The organism is Serratia sp. 201 (genome assembly GCF_037027545.1).
Classification (GTDB): domain Bacteria; phylum Pseudomonadota; class Gammaproteobacteria; order Enterobacterales; family Enterobacteriaceae; genus Serratia; species Serratia bockelmannii.
In genome coordinates, this window is sequence record NZ_JAXCHC010000001.1 from 783,573 (window position 1) to 799,305 (window position 15,733).

General features: G+C 59.3%; 13 protein-coding genes. 5 read left to right on the top strand and 8 right to left on the bottom strand.

The features are described from left to right. Positions 1 to 67: 67 nt before the first annotated feature. From cdd to metG, 6 genes are all read right to left on the bottom strand, one after another. Positions 68 to 952, bottom strand: coding sequence for a cytidine deaminase (gene cdd, locus WA302_RS04275; protein ID WP_025302152.1), 885 nt, complete (start codon positions 950 to 952; stop codon positions 68 to 70). Positions 953 to 1,089: 137 nt separating this feature from the next. Continuing rightward, complete coding sequence (locus WA302_RS04280; protein ID WP_019454415.1) at positions 1,090 to 1,785, bottom strand: CidB/LrgB family autolysis modulator; 696 nt, start codon at positions 1,783 to 1,785, stop codon at positions 1,090 to 1,092. Beyond that, positions 1,782 to 2,189 (bottom strand): CidA/LrgA family protein, encoded by a 408-nt coding sequence (locus tag WA302_RS04285; protein ID WP_025302154.1) that lies wholly within the window; start codon positions 2,187 to 2,189, stop codon positions 1,782 to 1,784. The genes WA302_RS04280 and WA302_RS04285 overlap by 4 nt, the downstream gene beginning before the upstream one ends. A 138-nt stretch (positions 2,190 to 2,327) precedes the next feature. Beyond that, positions 2,328 to 3,539 carry an MFS transporter gene (locus WA302_RS04290; protein ID WP_336063053.1) on the bottom strand — a complete coding sequence of 404 codons (1,212 nt, stop codon included), beginning with the start codon at positions 3,537 to 3,539 and terminating at the stop codon, positions 2,328 to 2,330. A gap of 131 nt (positions 3,540 to 3,670) precedes the next feature. After that, positions 3,671 to 4,738 carry a sugar ABC transporter substrate-binding protein gene (locus WA302_RS04295; RefSeq protein WP_049205821.1) on the bottom strand — a complete coding sequence of 356 codons (1,068 nt, stop codon included), beginning with the start codon at positions 4,736 to 4,738 and terminating at the stop codon, positions 3,671 to 3,673. Between the two features lie 222 nt (positions 4,739 to 4,960). Beyond that, on the bottom strand, positions 4,961 to 6,988 hold the full coding sequence (metG, locus tag WA302_RS04300; protein ID WP_049208866.1) for a methionine--tRNA ligase: 2,028 nt from the start codon (positions 6,986 to 6,988) through the stop codon (positions 4,961 to 4,963). A gap of 159 nt (positions 6,989 to 7,147) precedes the next feature. On the opposite strand from metG, the gene apbC reads away from it, so the two are divergent. Next, positions 7,148 to 8,260, top strand: coding sequence for an iron-sulfur cluster carrier protein ApbC (apbC, locus tag WA302_RS04305; RefSeq protein ID WP_043142439.1), 1,113 nt, complete (start codon positions 7,148 to 7,150; stop codon positions 8,258 to 8,260). Between the two features lie 45 nt (positions 8,261 to 8,305). Here apbC and WA302_RS04310 read toward each other — a convergent pair whose 3' ends face one another. Then, complete coding sequence (locus tag WA302_RS04310; protein ID WP_025302159.1) at positions 8,306 to 8,935, bottom strand: phosphatase PAP2 family protein; 630 nt, start codon at positions 8,933 to 8,935, stop codon at positions 8,306 to 8,308. 230 nt (positions 8,936 to 9,165) lie between these two features. On the opposite strand from WA302_RS04310, the gene udk reads away from it, so the two are divergent. From udk to dcuC, 4 genes are all read left to right on the top strand, one after another. After that, on the top strand, positions 9,166 to 9,807 hold the full coding sequence (gene udk / locus WA302_RS04315) for a uridine kinase (RefSeq protein ID WP_004938922.1): 642 nt from the start codon (positions 9,166 to 9,168) through the stop codon (positions 9,805 to 9,807). A gap of 125 nt (positions 9,808 to 9,932) precedes the next feature. Continuing rightward, positions 9,933 to 10,514, top strand: a complete 582-nt coding sequence (gene dcd / locus WA302_RS04320; protein ID WP_019454407.1) for a dCTP deaminase — start codon at positions 9,933 to 9,935, stop codon at positions 10,512 to 10,514. Between the two features lie 44 nt (positions 10,515 to 10,558). Then, positions 10,559 to 12,391: an outer membrane assembly protein AsmA gene (gene asmA / locus WA302_RS04325; protein ID WP_049205828.1), complete on the top strand. Its 1,833-nt coding sequence runs from the start codon at positions 10,559 to 10,561 to the stop codon at positions 12,389 to 12,391. Between the two features lie 175 nt (positions 12,392 to 12,566). Continuing rightward, on the top strand, positions 12,567 to 13,919 hold the full coding sequence (gene dcuC, locus WA302_RS04330) for an anaerobic C4-dicarboxylate transporter DcuC (protein ID WP_089180705.1): 1,353 nt from the start codon (positions 12,567 to 12,569) through the stop codon (positions 13,917 to 13,919). Between the two features lie 31 nt (positions 13,920 to 13,950). Here the strand turns inward: dcuC and WA302_RS04335 are convergent, their stop codons facing one another. Then, positions 13,951 to 15,534: a TerC family protein gene (locus WA302_RS04335; protein ID WP_043142445.1), complete on the bottom strand. Its 1,584-nt coding sequence runs from the start codon at positions 15,532 to 15,534 to the stop codon at positions 13,951 to 13,953. Between the last annotated feature and the right edge of the window lie 199 nt (positions 15,535 to 15,733).

The window sequence follows — 15,733 nt, forward strand, 5'->3', positions numbered from 1 at the left end:
GTCGGGGCATTGTATTTGGCGGGCGGGGCTGTTAACGGCGGAACCGGATGGCCCCGCCGCGGTGCGCTTAGAAAGTGGCGCGGCTGACGTTCTGGCAGCCCAGCGCAGCCAGAGTGGCGCGGGTGGCGTCCCACTGGCTGAGGATCGCCTCCTGCGGCTCGACCAGTACGGCGCGGCGAATGTTCAGGCAATCGCCGCCGGAGAGGTTCAGCAGGATCAGCGCGGCCTGCAGCGGCGGCAGACTTGGGTTGAAGGCGGCGTTTTCCGCATAACGGCCGGCATAGATAATGCCGTCTGTCGTTTCCAGCGCCACGCCGCTGTGGGCGTTGCTGTACGGTGCGTGACTCTGATTGGCCGCCGCCAGTGCCGCCTGTGTCAGTGCGTCGTCCAGCGCCAGCTGGTGACCGTGATCGACCTTGTCCATCAGCAGCGAAGCGATATCCAGATCTTTCGGGCCGAAGGCGTCCGGCAGATAGTCCGCCAGCGTAGCCGGCGCGCGGCCCGGCAGACGGATCTGCAGTTCGCCGCCGCTGTTCAGCTCATTCATAAACTGGCGGCAATGACCGCACGGCGTGTAATTGACGGTGACCGAGGCCAGCGCCGATTCACCGCGCAGCCAGGCATGGGTAACCGCGCACTGTTCCGCATGCACGGTTTGCTGCAGCGGTGCGCCGCTGAATTCCATATTGGCGCCGAAATAGAGGTTGCCACTTTGCCCGCGCGCGATGGCGCCGACGTGGAAATGCGATATCGGGGTTAACGAGCAGGCCGCCGCCAGCGGCAGCAGCGCGAATGCCAGCGCATCATCGTCCAGCCCGCAACCTGTGCGGATCGCCGCCGCTTGCTCGGCCGTGAACATCGCCGGAAAGTCAGGCGCGTCCAGATAGGGCCGCAGGGCGGATTGCAGTGTCGCGGGCAGTGCGCTGAAAGCGGTGTGAAAACGCGGATGCATAGAAGGTCTCTCTACGAGTTAACGGGGTAACATTCTAGGCAGGCCAGAGACATTAAAGTGTGATTAATGTCTCTTAATTGGTGAAATTAATGCAATGAAATAAATAAATGCGAGATGTATCGCAAGTTTCGTCGTATTCAGCCGAACAGATGCAGCAGCACCGGGAACAGGAACGGCGCCAGCAGTGAGGTGATGATGCCGCAGATCACCAGCGCCAGCGAGCCGAATGCGCCTTCCTGGTAGTCCATCTCCGCGCAGCGTGCGGTGCCCAGCGCGTGGGATGCGGTGCCCATCGCCAGGCCGCGCGCAGAGTGGGTGGTGATTTTCAACAGGTTGAACAGCGTATGGCCGAACACGGCGCCGAGGATACCGACGAAAATGACGCAGACTGCGCTGATCGCCGGAATACCGCCGAGCGAGTCCGCGACGGCCATGGCGATTGGCGTAGTGACCGATTTCGGCAGGATAGAGGCGGCGATTTCCGGCGTGGCGCCCAGCCACAGGGCGATGGCGCCGCCGCTGATCATGGCGGTCAGGCTGCCGATGAAGCACACCGCGATAATCGACTTCCAGCGCGCGCGGATCTGGTGCAGCTGTTCATACAGCGGGAAGGCCAGTGCGACAACCGCCGGCTGCAGCAGATCGTTGAGGATTTTGCTGCCCTGAAAGTAGCGCTCATAGGGGATGCCGGTGAGCAGCAGCAGCGGGATGATCACCGCCATGGAAACCAGCAGCGGATTGAGCAGCGGCATGTTCAGCTTGCGCGCCAGCCAGCGCGCGGCGAAATAGACCGCCAGCGTCAGCGGCAGCGACCACCAGATTTCATGGATCATGGGTTGCCCTCCGTGTCGTCGGGCTTACCGGCGATGCGGCGCTCGCGGTGAAAATAGTGTGAGGTATAGCCGACCACCACCAGCACCATCAGCGTGCTGATGAGGCAAGAGATGACCAGCGGGCCTAGATGCGCGACGATCTGGTCATAGTATTTCATCACCCCGACGCCGATAGGCACGAACAGCAGCACCATATAGCGGATCAGCAAATGGCAGCCGGGTTTAACCCATTTGGCCGGCATAATCTGGGTCGAGAGCAGGGCGAACAGCAACAGCATGCCGAGAATGCTGCCGGGAATGGCGAACGGCAGCAGCGCCGCCACTGCATTGCCGACGAACAGACACAGGTAGATGAGGAGCAGGGCTCTCAGGTATTTCCAGCACAGTGTGAGCACGTTGGCCATTGTCTTTCCCCGTTTAATTGCTGCATTCATCATACAATTAAACTGTGAGCCATGCCACAGATCGCACCATGAATTATCGCTATGGGTGCCATACCCGATCGGCGGGTTGACAGCCTGCAATGGCTACCACGCGCGGGTTCAGCGCGTGTCTTCGGCCGCTGCCGCCGCGTGTTCTGCCAGCCGGTGGCCGAGGAAGAAAAACAGCAGGCTGAGCAGCGCGGCGCCGATCAGCATCACGAACATCAGCGGCGGCGCGGCATAGCTGAGCAGCACCCCGCACAGTACCGGGTTGATGGCGCCGCCCAGCGCGCTGAGATTCTGTACTCCATAGTAGCTGCCTTTCAGGTGCGGGGGCGCGATAAAGTCGATGAACATGTATTCCACCGGGATCACGATGATTTCGCCGAGGGTAAACACCGCCATCGCCGCCAGCCACAGCCAGACCGCCTGGCCGGCCGCCATGAAACCGAGCAGCCCGACGATGAAAAACAGCGTGCCCAGCACCAGCCAGCGCAGCATGTTTTCCTGGCGCATACCGCGGCTGAGCAGGTATTGCAGGGCGATAACGATGCTGGCGTTGACGATCATCACCAGCCCGATGATTTTGTAGGCGAACTCGGCGCTGGAGACGGTGATCAGATACTGCGACAGATAGCCGGTGAACTGACCGAACACCACGGCGCCCAGGGTGCTGCCGAGGGTGAAGTAGATAAGCCGCCGATCGCTCCGCAGGATTGTCAGCGTCTGGCGGAAGTTGGGGAGCGCGGCCGGTGCGGCGGCTGGCGTTGCGCGCTGTTGCCGACCGCGCAAGCGCAGGCTTAGCGCAGCCACCGTCGCCAGCGCCAACCCGCCCGACAGGTAAAACGGCAGCAGCGGGCTAAGCCCGGCCACCAGAACGCCGAGCGCAGAACCGATCGCCCAGCCGACGTTGACCAGCGTGTAGTTGATTGAAAAAGCCTTGATGCGCTGCTCAACCGGCAACCCGTCGGCGAAGCAGGCCTTAATGGTGATGCTCAGCACCGAATAACAGGTATGCAAGATGGCCAGCACCACGATCACGCCGCCGGGGCGCGGGATCCAGGGAATGGCGAAGAAGCTCAGCGCAAACAATACAATCGACAGCAGGATCAGGCGGTTCTTGCTGAATTTGTCCACTAGATAGCCGCCGTACAGGCTGGCAAGGATGCCGAGGGTCAGGCTGACGCCCAGGATCACGCCCACGCTCTTCGGCAGCAGATGGAAATGCTCGGTGAGGTAGATGGTAATGAACGGCAGCGTCACGCCGCGGCCGATGGTCAACACCAGCGAACTGGCCAGCAGCATGTTAATCAGCGAGGGGAATCCCTTCATTCGAAGCCTGTTTATGCATACAGTTATTGGGCGATGCAGATAACATAGCGTATTTTGGCGAGGACGGAAGGGGGAAGCCGAAAATTAGTTTAAAAACAGAGGCTGCGTCGGCAGCCTCGTCAAAAACAGCATTATTTACCGTGTTCGGCCTGCAGCGTGGCGAACCACGGTTGCACGAAGTCGCTGCTGCTGCCCCAGCCGGGGATGATCTTCGCCAGCCCGGCGACGTTGACCGGCCCCGGCTGCGCCAGCAGCAGCGCCTGCGGAATGACCGTCGCTTTGAACTGATAGCTGTCCGGCGTGCTTTCCCCGGCGATCTTGTTGGCCACCAGGCGCACGTTGACTGCGCCGATAAGCTTCGGATCCACCGCCACGCTGACCTGCCACGGGCTGCCGGCTTCGCGCATCAGCTGCAAGTCCTGGTTGGAGATATCGATGCTGTACAGCTTGATCTCGGTGCGGCCGTTCTCTTTCAACGCTTTGTAAGCGCCCTGAGTGAAGGCGTCCCAGGTGCCCCAGATGGCGTCGATCTTGCCTTTCGGGTATTTCGCCAGCACCGCGCCCACCTTGTTGGCGGTATCGCCCTGCACGTCGGATGAAACCGCGCCAATCGATTCCAGCTCGTGAATGCCCGGATGCTGTTTCAGCAGCTGCTGATAGGCGGCCTGGCGGCGTTCCATCGGTGGGAAGCCGGCTACCCAGAGTTTGATGATGTTGGCCTGGCCGTTGAAATCCTTCACTAACTGGCCGAAGGAGGCGTTGGCCAGCGAAGCGTCGTCCTGCTGCGAGACGGTGACGCCGGGAACGCTGCCACTGACGTCGGTATCGAACGCCGCGACGGCGATGCCGGCCGCCGCGATGCGTTTGACCAGCTCGGTGGAATAGGGGGCTCGCCCCTGTGAGAGAATGATGCCGTCATATTTCTGGCTGATAGCCTGGTTGACGAAGTCCTGGAAGCGCGCGTCGTCGCCGTTGCTGAGGAAGGTGTCCACCTTGAAGCCCAGCTTGCGTCCTTCCTGGATGGCACCCGCCAAAAATTGCGTGGTGTTGTCGTCGGAACCGAGGTTGCGGATCACCGCGATGCGCACCGGCCCCTGATGCTGAGCGATGGCAGCTGGCACGGCGGCGTTTTCCGCTGCCTGCAGCGGCAGGGCAGCCAGCAGGCTGAGGGCGAGCAGCGAAGTCTTGACGTTTTTCATTATTATAGGCTCCAAAAAGCAGGGAAACGATCCCGGTGAAGGTCTGTTATAGCAGTCTTTCTGTCTGGACGTCTATTTGTTGTTGCGGAGCATCATAGCGAGATGCGGCAGGTGAGGGAATCAGAGCAGTTATGACTTTTTCTTACTGCTTATAACGTCGGGTTTGAGACATATAAAAAAGGGCCGAGCAAGCTCGACCCTCGATGTTACGCACCGGTGCGGTTATTTGACCTGCATACCAGGCTGCGCGCCGCTGTCCGGGCTCAGCAGGAAGATCTCTTTCCCGCCAGGGCCCGCCGCCATCACCATGCCTTCCGAAACGCCGAAACGCATTTTGCGCGGCGCCAGGTTGGCGACCATGATGGTCAGACGGCCTTCCAGCGCTTTCGGATCCGGGTAAGCGGAGCGAATGCCGGAGAAGATCTGGCGCAGTTCGCCGCCCAGATCCAGCTGTAGTTTCAGCAGCTTGTCGGAGCCTTCGACAAAGTCGGCGCTCTTGATCAGAGCGATGCGCATGTCTACCTTGGCGAAGTCGTCGAAGGTGATGGTTTCCTGAATAGGATCATCGGCCAATGGACCGGTCACCGGTTTGGCGGCGGCCATGTCTTCCTTCGAGGCGTTGACCATCTCGCTGACCTTATCCAGATCGATACGGTTGAACAGCGCTTTGAATGCGTTCACCTGGTGGCCCAGCAGCGGTTGCGGGATTGCGTCCCAGCTCAGCTCGGCGTTGAGGAACGCTTCGGCGCGTTCGGTCAGTGAAGGCAGTACCGGCTTCAGGTAAGTCATCAGCACGCGGAACAGGTTGATGCCCATCGAGCAGATGGCCTGCAGATCGGCGTCGCGGCCTTCTTCCTTCGCCACCACCCAAGGTGCCTGCTCATCCACGTAACGGTTGGCCAGATCGGCCAGCGCCATGATTTCGCGGATCGCGCGGCTGAACTCGCGGCTGGCATAAGCTTCGGCGATGCTCTGCGCCGCGTCGACGAAGGTCTGGTACAGCGCCGGATCGGCCAGGCTGTCGGCCAGCTTGCCGCCGAAGCGCTTGTTGATAAAGCCGGCGTTGCGCGAAGCGAGGTTCACCACCTTGTTGACAATGTCGGCGTTCACGCGCTGCACGAAGTCTTCCAGATTGAGATCGATGTCATCAATGCGTGAAGAGAGCTTGGCGGCGTAGTAATAGCGCAGGCAGTCGGCGTCGAGGTGTTGCAGGTAGGTGCCGGCCTTGATGAAGGTGCCGCGCGACTTGGACATCTTGGCGCCGTTCACCGTCACGTAACCGTGCACGAACAGGTTGGTCGGTTTGCGGAAGTTGCTGCCTTCCAGCATCGCCGGCCAGAACAGGCTGTGGAAGTAGACGATGTCCTTGCCGATGAAGTGATAGAGCTCGGTGGTGGCGTCTTTGCGCCAGAACTCGTCGAAGTCCAGATCGCCGCGTTTGTCGCACAGGTTCTTGAAGGAACCCATGTAGCCGATCGGTGCGTCCAGCCAGACGTAGAAGTATTTGCCCGGCGCATCCGGGATTTCGAAGCCGAAGTAAGGCGCATCGCGGGAGATGTCCCACTGCTGCAGGCCGGATTCGAACCACTCCTGCATCTTGTTCGCCACTTGCTCTTGCAGCGCGCCGGAGCGCGTCCACGCCTGCAGCATTTCGCTGAAGGCCGGCAGATCGAAGAAGAAGTGCTCGGAGTCGCGCATTACCGGCGTCGCGCCGGAAACCACGGACTTCGGATCGATCAGTTCCGTCGGGCTGTAGGTGGCGCCACACACTTCGCAGTTGTCGCCGTATTGGTCCGGCGATTTGCATTTCGGGCAGGTGCCCTTCACGAAACGGTCCGGCAGGAACATACCTTTCTCCGGATCGTACAGCTGAGAAATGGTGCGGTTCTTGATAAAACCGTTTTCTTTCAGGCGGCTGTAAATCAGGGTGGACAGCTCACGGTTTTCATCGCTATGGGTCGAGTGATAGTTGTCATAGCTGATGCCAAAGCCGGCGAAATCCTGTTGGTGCTCCTGGCTCATCTCCGCGATCATTTCTTCCGGTTTTACGCCCAGCTGCTGCGCTTTCAGCATGATCGGCGTGCCGTGCGCGTCGTCCGCGCAAATGAAATGCACTTCGTGGCCGCGCATTCGTTGGTAACGCACCCAGATATCCGCCTGGATGTGCTCGAGCATGTGGCCGAGATGGATGGAACCATTTGCGTACGGTAGCGCGCACGTCACCAATAATTTTTTCGCGACTTGAGCCATAGTGAGAACTTGCTTTCTGTAATGAATAAAAGGGCCTTCGATGTTAACCGATCGCGCCCTTCGCTGCTAGGGCGGTTTCTTGCAGGTTATACGCGCCAGCCGCCGGGCAGTTCTGATATGCTTAGCCGGAAGCTACCCATTCAAAATCAAGGAGCCGGGATGAACGCAAAATCCCCTGAGCAGACCAACCCCGAAGTTCTGCGCGCCCTGGTGACCGGTGTACTGGCCGCCTTTGAACACCCGACGTTGAAAAACAACCTGACCGCATTGAAGGCTATCCATCACTGCGCGTTGCTGGACGATGTGCTGCATATCGAACTGACGATGCCGTTTGCCTGGCTGAGCGGCTTTGAAGCGCTGCAGGCAAGCGTTGGCCCCGAGCTGCTGCGCGTGACCGGCGCCAGCGCCATCGATTGGAAGCTTAAACACGATATCACGACGCTGAAGCGTGCCAACGGCCAGGCCGGTATCAAAGGCGTGCGCAATATCATCGCCGTCAGCTCCGGTAAAGGCGGGGTGGGGAAATCCACCACCGCCGTCAACCTGGCGCTGGCGCTGGTCGCCGAAGGGGCCAAGGTCGGCATTCTGGACGCCGACATATACGGCCCGTCGATCCCCAATATGCTGGGCACCGAACACGAGCGGCCGACTTCGCCGGACGGTCAACATATGGCACCAATCATGGCGCACGGCCTGGCGACCAACTCTATCGGCTATCTGGTGACCGACGACAATGCTATGGTGTGGCGCGGACCGATGGCCAGTAAGGCGCTGATGCAGCTGTTGCAGGATACGCTGTGGCCGGATCTGGATTATCTGGTGCTGGACATGCCGCCGGGTACCGGCGACATTCAGCTGACGCTGTCGCAGAACATTCCGGTGACCGGCGCACTGGTGGTTACCACCCCGCAGGATATCGCTTTGCTGGATGCCGCCAAGGGCATCGTGATGTTCGAGAAAGTGCATGTGCCGGTGCTGGGCATCGTGGAGAACATGAGCGTGCATATCTGCAGCAACTGCGGTCACCATGAGCCGATTTTCGGCACCGGTGGCGCCGAGAAGCTGGTGCAGAAATACAACAGTCGTCTGCTGGGGCAGATGCCGTTGCATATTTCGCTGCGTGAAGATCTGGATCGCGGTACGCCGACGGTGATCAGCCGACCGGACAGCGAATTCGCCGACATGTATCGTCAATTGGCCGGCCGTGTGGCTGCGCAGATGTATTGGCAGGGCGAGGCGATCCCGACAGAGATTGCGTTCCGCGCGCTGTAATCAGCCTATCGCAATGCAAGAACCCGGCTTAAACGCCGGGTTTTTTTATAGGATGCGGGCAGGGTTGTGCAAATCTGCCCGGGTATAAGGACGTTCGATCTGTGCCAGCGTTTTGGCGATATGCTCCAGCAATCCCTGGGTGGGAGCCGGCTGCCGCTGTCCCATCAGCGCCAATGGCAAGGCCAGCGCGATGGCGAAGTGCGGCCAAGAGAGATGCGGGCGCGTTTTGCTCCGCTGCAACCACAGGAACAGTGCGCTGGCCAGGTAGCCTAAAATCAGCCCGCTGATCACCTCAGATACCGAGTGCACGCGAATTTCCAGCCGCGAAACGCCGATGGCGAAAGGTAATATCCACCCGGTCAGTAAAGCGATGCTACGTATGGGGTGGGAAAAGCGACCGGTCAACGTCCAAAGCAATGGCGGCCAGATGCTTGCCGCGAGGGCTGAATGGCCGCTGAATCCGGTGAAGTCATAACTTGCGCTACCAATGCCCCAGCCCATAAAGGCCAGTTTGGACAGGCAGACCAGCCCGCCGGTGAAACCGAAGATCAGCGCCCATTGCCAGCCTGCCGCGCGAGTGGCGGGAGACGCGATCAGCAACAAAAACAGAATCAGCGCGCAGGGCAGCAGCAGCATGCTGTCGCCGAAAAAAGTCAGAAAATACCAATCCAGCACATCAATCTCCGATGAAAGGGGATGGGGAGCAAAAGTCAGCGCCGTGGAGTGTAACCCGTTACGGCGCGTTGCCCTAGGCGTGAGATTCTTAAAATGCCGCTTGCCCGTGGCGTGACAGCCCGAATTCGCCCGCCGTTGCGCAATATACAGTGGCGCAAACCCCGGCGACTCCCTATAATTGTCGCGTTTTAGTTCCCCCCTTCACACTATGAAATCAGGTCTTTAATTTTATGACTGACAATCCGCATCAGTGCGTCATTATTGGTATAGCTGGCGCATCTGCCTCCGGAAAAAGCCTTATCGCCAGCACGTTGTACCGCGAACTCCGCGAGCAGGTCGGCGATGAGCACATCGGCGTTATTCCAGAAGACAGTTACTATAAAGACCAGACTCACCTGACCATGGAAGAACGGGTCAAAACCAACTACGACCACCCGAGCGCCATGGATCACAACCTGCTGTTCCAGCATCTGCAGATGCTGAAGGCCGGTAAGGCGATCGAGCTGCCGCTGTACAGCTACACCGAACACACGCGCAAGAAAGAAACTGTCCACCTGGAACCTAAAAAAGTCATTATTCTGGAAGGGATCTTGCTGCTGACGGATATCCGCCTGCGCCAGGAAATGAACTTCTCGATCTTTGTCGACACGCCATTGGATATCTGCCTGATGCGCCGCATGAAGCGCGACGTCAACGAGCGCGGCCGCTCGATGGATTCGGTGATGGCGCAATACCAGAAGACCGTGCGCCCGATGTTCCTGCAATTTATCGAACCTTCCAAACAATACGCCGATATCATCGTCCCGCGCGGTGGCAAAAACCGCATCGCGATCGATATTCTGAAAGCCAAAATCAGCCAATTCTTTGAATAATGCCCCTTAATGGCCGGAAATGTGCATTTCCGGCCGGCGGCCAACTATTTGCACCCCGGCGTAGACCTTTCGCCCGTTGTGTGGCAATTTTTGTTTAGTTATGCGTTTTGATGGAGAAGAGAGACATGAGACTGTGTGACCGCGATATAGAAGCCTGGCTGGATAGCGAGAAACTGGTGATTTCCCCGCGCCCGCCGCTCGAACGCATCAACGGGGCCACAGTAGATGTCCGCTTGGGCAATCAGTTCCGCGTGTTCAGTGGCCATACCGCGCCTTTTATCGATCTTAGCGGACCGAAAGACGAAGTCAGCGCCGCGTTGGATCGCGTGATGAGCGACGAGATTGTCCTGCCGGAAGGCGAAGCGTTCTTCCTTCATCCCGGCGAGCTGGCCCTGGCGGTGACGTTCGAATCCGTGACGTTGCCGGACGATCTCGTGGGGTGGCTCGACGGCCGTTCTTCTCTGGCGCGCCTGGGGCTGATGGTACACGTCACTGCGCACCGTATCGATCCGGGCTGGCATGGGCGCATCGTGCTGGAGTTTTACAACTCCGGCAAGCTGCCGCTGGCGCTGCGGCCGGGGATGCTGATTGGCGCCTTGAGCTTTGAGCCGTTGTCCGGCCCGGCGGCCCGGCCTTATAACAGCCGGCAGGACGCAAAATATCGCGATCAGCAGGGCGCAGTAGCCAGTCGAATCGACAAGGACTAACGGCGCGGGATGCACCGTCGGTGTGGCGCTGACAAGAGGGTGGCATGAGAAGATTACTGACGACATTGGCGATTTTATTGGTGGTCGTGGTGGCGGGGATGTCCGCGCTGGTACTGCTGGTCAATCCGAATGATTTTCGCGGTTACATGGTCAAAAAGGTCGAACAGAAGAGCGGCTACCAACTGACGCTCGAAGGCGACCTACGTTGGCATATCTGGCCACAGCTCAGCATTCTGGCCGGGCGCATGACGCTGACCGCGCCGGGTGCCAAGGCGCCGGTAGTGAGCGCGGAAAACATGCGCCTCGATGTCAAACTATTGCCTCTATTGTCGCATCAGCTGTTTGTTAAACAGGTGATGCTGAAAAATGCCGTCATTCGCCTCACGCCCGACAGTGAAGAGCACTCTCAGGTGGACGCCCCGATCGCACCCGCCGGTAGCGGTACTGACGCGGCAGACGCGGCCTGGAAGTTCGATATCGACAACCTACGGGTCGTGGACAGCCTGCTGGTTTGGCAGCGCGCCGACAACGAGCAAATCAATGTCCGGGATATCAATCTCACTCTGCAACAAACGGAGAAACGGCAGGCGCAGCTGGAACTTTCCAGTCGGGTTAACCGCGATCAGCGTGACCTGACCTTCAGCATGGCGGCCGATGTCGATCTACAGCAGTTCCCACGCCAGATCGGCGCCAAAGTGACTCAGTTCAATTACCAACTGGTGGGCGCGGATATTCTTAATGGCGGTATTCAGGGAGAGGGCAATGCACAGGTGGTCTATCAGCAGACGCCAGCGCAGATTGCCATCAGCCAACTGAACGTCAGTGCCAATAACAGCCAATTGGCCGGCGATATCAGCGCCAGCCTCGGGACGGTGCCTGGCTATGTGGTGAATCTGAATTCGGCTAATCTCGATCTCGACGCGCTTTCCGGTTGGCAATCCAGCACTAATACCGCCGAGCAGTCCGCCGTGACCGCCGCGCCGGTGATCGCCAGCCAGGTTGACGATCGGCAGCAGAACCTGGAAGCGCTGCGCAATTTCAATGCACAGTTGAATCTGCAGGCGGCGCAGTTGACCTACCGCGGTATGAACGTTACCCAGTTAGCCGTCGCGGCGGATAATCAACGCGGCCTACTGACGCTGCATAAACTTGTCGGGCAATTGGCCGGCGGTGATTTCTCCTTGCCGGGCTCGCTGGACGCGCGCGGTAATAAACCGGTGATCAGCGTGCAGCCGACGTTGAACCAGGTTGAACTCGGCACGGTGCTCAAAGCCTTCGACATGCCGCAGATGCTGACCGGCAAATTCAGCATGAAAGGGGATCTGACCGGCGATCGTCTTTCTTCACAGTCATTTGAGCACCGCTGGCGCGGTACGGCGCAGCTGGCGATGCAGGATGCGCAGTTGCACGGCCTGAACATTCAGCAACTGATCCAACAGGCGGTGGCGCGCAACGATAACAGCGTGCGCGGGCAAGACAGCTATCAGCGCTATACCGAGGTCAAAAGCGTCTCTGCGCAGGCCAGCCTGAATCAAGGCACGGTCAAGCTCAGCGGTCTGACGGCGGATTCTCCTTTGCTGGCGCTGACCGGCGCCGGCAGCATCGATATGCCGGGCAAGCAGTGCGATATGGCGCTTAACGTGCGCGTCACCGGCGGATGGCAAGGGCGCGGCGAGCTGATCGAACAACTGCAAAAAACGCCGATTCCGCTGCGGGTTTACGGGCCTTGGCAACAGCTGAATTATCAACTGCAAGTCGATCAAGTGCTGCGAAAAACGCTGCAGGATCGGGCCAAGGATGCGTTGAACAAGTGGGCTGAAAAGAACAAGGATTCGCGCGAAGGCCAGGATCTGAAGAAGTTGCTCGACAAGCTGTAATTCCTCCTGACGCGGGCCGCATTGGGGCCCGCGTCAATATCGATGTTTCCCACGATAATTTCTCTCCGTTACCTTGATGAAGGTCATGAAGACTCGCGCGCAGTTTGTGCAGAGTAAGAGCCTGTTCTGCTAAGGCTATGCGCCTGAGCGCGAAAACATGACGAGTTGAGGAAACATGATAGAGCTTCTTATTGGCGCCGTAGTAGCGGCGGGCGTGGGCCGTTACATCATCAAAGGGTATTCCGCCACCGGCGTTTTGATGGTGGGCGGGTTACTGCTGCTCGGTATTAGCGCCCTGATGGGGAAAACGCTGTTGCCATCCGGCGCGGCGTCTACCGGCTGGCGCGCGACCGACATGATCGAGTACGTCAAGATCTTGCTGATGAGCCGCGGCGGCGATCTCGGCATGATGATCATGATGCTGTGCGGCTTTGCCGCGTACATGACGCATATCGGCGCTAACGACGTGGTGGTCAAGCTGGCCTCGCGCCCTTTGCAGATGATCAACTCGCCTTATCTGCTGATGGTGGCGGCCTATTTTGTCGCTTGCCTGATGTCATTGGCGGTCTCTTCCGCCACCGGCCTCGGCGTATTGCTGATGGCGACGCTGTTCCCGTTGATGGTGAACGTTGGCATCAGCCGTGGTGCGGCGGCAGCCATTTGCGCTTCGCCGGCGGCGATTATTCTGGCGCCGACCTCCGGCGACGTGGTGTTGGCGGCCAAGGCGGCGGAGATGCCGCTGGTGGACTTCGCGTTCAAAACCACGCTGCCGATCTCGATTGCCGCCATCGTCTGCATGGCCGTGGCGCACTTTTTCTGGCAGCGCTATCTCGACAAAAAGAACAATGAACAGCATCACATCATGGACGTCAGCGAAATCAACACCCACGCGCCGGGGTTTTATGCGATTTTGCCGTTTACGCCGATCCTCGGCGTGCTGATTTTCGACGGAAAATGGGGGCCGGAGCTGCACATCATTACCGTACTGGTCGGGTGCATACTGTTGGCAGCCGTGATCGAGTTTGTGCGCAGCTTCAGCGCCAAACAGGTGTTCAGCGGCCTGGAAGTGGCCTATCGCGGCATGGCGGACGCTTTCGCCAGCGTGGTGATGTTGCTGGTGGCCGCGGGTGTGTTCGCGCAGGGGTTGAGCACCGTCGGCTTTATCAGCGGATTGATCGGGCTGGCGCAGTCGTTCGGCACCGGCGGTTTGATCATGATGTTGGTGCTGGTGGTGATCACCATGCTGGCGGCCATGACCACCGGTTCCGGCAATGCGCCGTTCTATGCGTTTGTCGAACTGATCCCGAAACTGGCGGCGCAGATGGGCGTGAATCCGGCCTATCTGGTGATCCCGATGCTGCAGGCGTCTAACCTCGGCCGCACGCTGTCACCGGTCTCCGGCGTGGTGGTGGCGGTTTCCGGTATGGCGAAAATCTCGCCGTTCGACGTGGTGAAACGCACGTCGGTGCCGGTGATTGTCGGGTTGGTAGTCGTGATCGTGGCGACCGAGCTGTTGGTTCCCCAGTAAAAGAAAGGCCGGGCGATACCCGGCCTCAATGCTAAACCTCGTAGTCCTCCGGTGGGGGAGGCGGGGTGATCTTCACTTTCAGGATGCGGTGGCTGTTGACCTCCAGCGGTTCGAACAGATAGTCACCGATCTTGATTTGCTCGCCTTCTTGCGGCACACGCTGGCTGTGCTCCATCAGCAGCCCCGCCAGCGTGTGGTATTCGCGCTTTTCTTCCAGCGGCATCGGCAGGTACAGCACCAGATCTTCCAGCGGCATATAGCCGTTGGCAATCCAGCTACCGTCTTCGTTTTGCTGAATGTCATGGCGTGCGTCCACCTCTTCGCCAGCCTCCGGCAGATTGCCGGCGATGGTTTCCATCACGTCCGTCAGGGTGACGATACCTTCGACGGAGCCGAACTCGTCGACCACAAAGGCAAAGTGCGTCTGCGCCTGGCGGAACTGCTCCAGGGCGCTTAACAGCGTGAGCTGTTCCGGGAAGATCAGCGGTTGGCGTATCAGCGCGCGCAGATCCAGCGGCGCCTGCGCCAACTGCTGTTTGAGGACGTCGATAGTATGGATAACGCCCAGCGGTTCGTCGCTGGCGCTGCTTTCCACCACCACGATGCGCGTGTGCTGATTACGCTCCAGCAACTGCGTCAGTTTCTCCTGCGGATCGTTTAGCTCAAGGTATTCGACGTCGTGACGCGAGGTCATGATGCTGCTGACCGTGCGCTGCGCCATGCCGAGTACGCGTTCGATCATGCGCCGTTCCTGCTGATTGAAGATCTCGCCGCTTTCGCTGTCGCTATCGGCCAGCAGGTTCGCGGAGTGGCTGTCGACCTCTGCTTCTTCATGTTTGCCGCTCAGCATACGCAACACCGCCTCGGCGGTGCGTTCGCGCAGTGGCCGCACCTTTGACAGGAAGCGACGGCGGTTGAACTGCGCCAGCTGGTTCAGCGCCTCGATCATTACCGAGAAGCCGATCGCTGCGTAGAGGTAGCCTTTCGGAATATGATAGCCGAAGCCCTCCGCCACCAGGCTAAAGCCAATCATCAGCAGGAAGCTCAGGCACAGGATAACGATAGTCGGGTGAGCGTTGACGAAGCGCGTCAACGGCTTGCTGGCCAGCAGCATCAGGCCGATGGCGATGCAGACCGCGATCATCATCACCGCCAGATGATCGACCATGCCGACCGCGGTGATCACCGAGTCGAGCGAGAAGACGGCGTCCAGCACCACGATCTGCGCCACGACCGGCCAGAAACGTGCGCCTTTGCGCGCGCCATGCTGCTCTTCATCCTTGCCTTCCAGCCGCTCATTGAGCTCCATGGTGGCTTTGAACAGCAGGAATATCCCGCCGACCAGCATGATCAGATCGCGGCCGCTGAAGGGGTGCTCCGCGACGATGAACATCGGTTTGGTCAGCGTCGCCAGCCACGAGATGGAGGCGAGCAGAGCCAGACGCATGACCAGCGCCAGCAACAGACCGACGACACGGGCCTTATCTCGTTGTTGTTTCGGTAGTTTGTCCGCCAGAATGGCGATGAAGACAAGGTTGTCTATACCCAGCACGATTTCCAGCACGACCAAAGTGGCCAGGCCGGCCCAAATTGTTGGATCAGCGATCCATTCCATACGCCCAATTTCACCTGTAAGTTCTACGGCTTATGCCGCACGGGAATGATGGGCGCTGAGGCGGCAAAATTCAACTTTAATCGGGAGGACGTGGATCAGCACAGGCGTATTACCGTAAACATCGATCGGCACCGAGTGGCCCAAGGAATCAAGGGCCGAGGGAGCAAATATCTGCCGGGATGCCATGCGCTCAGAAAAG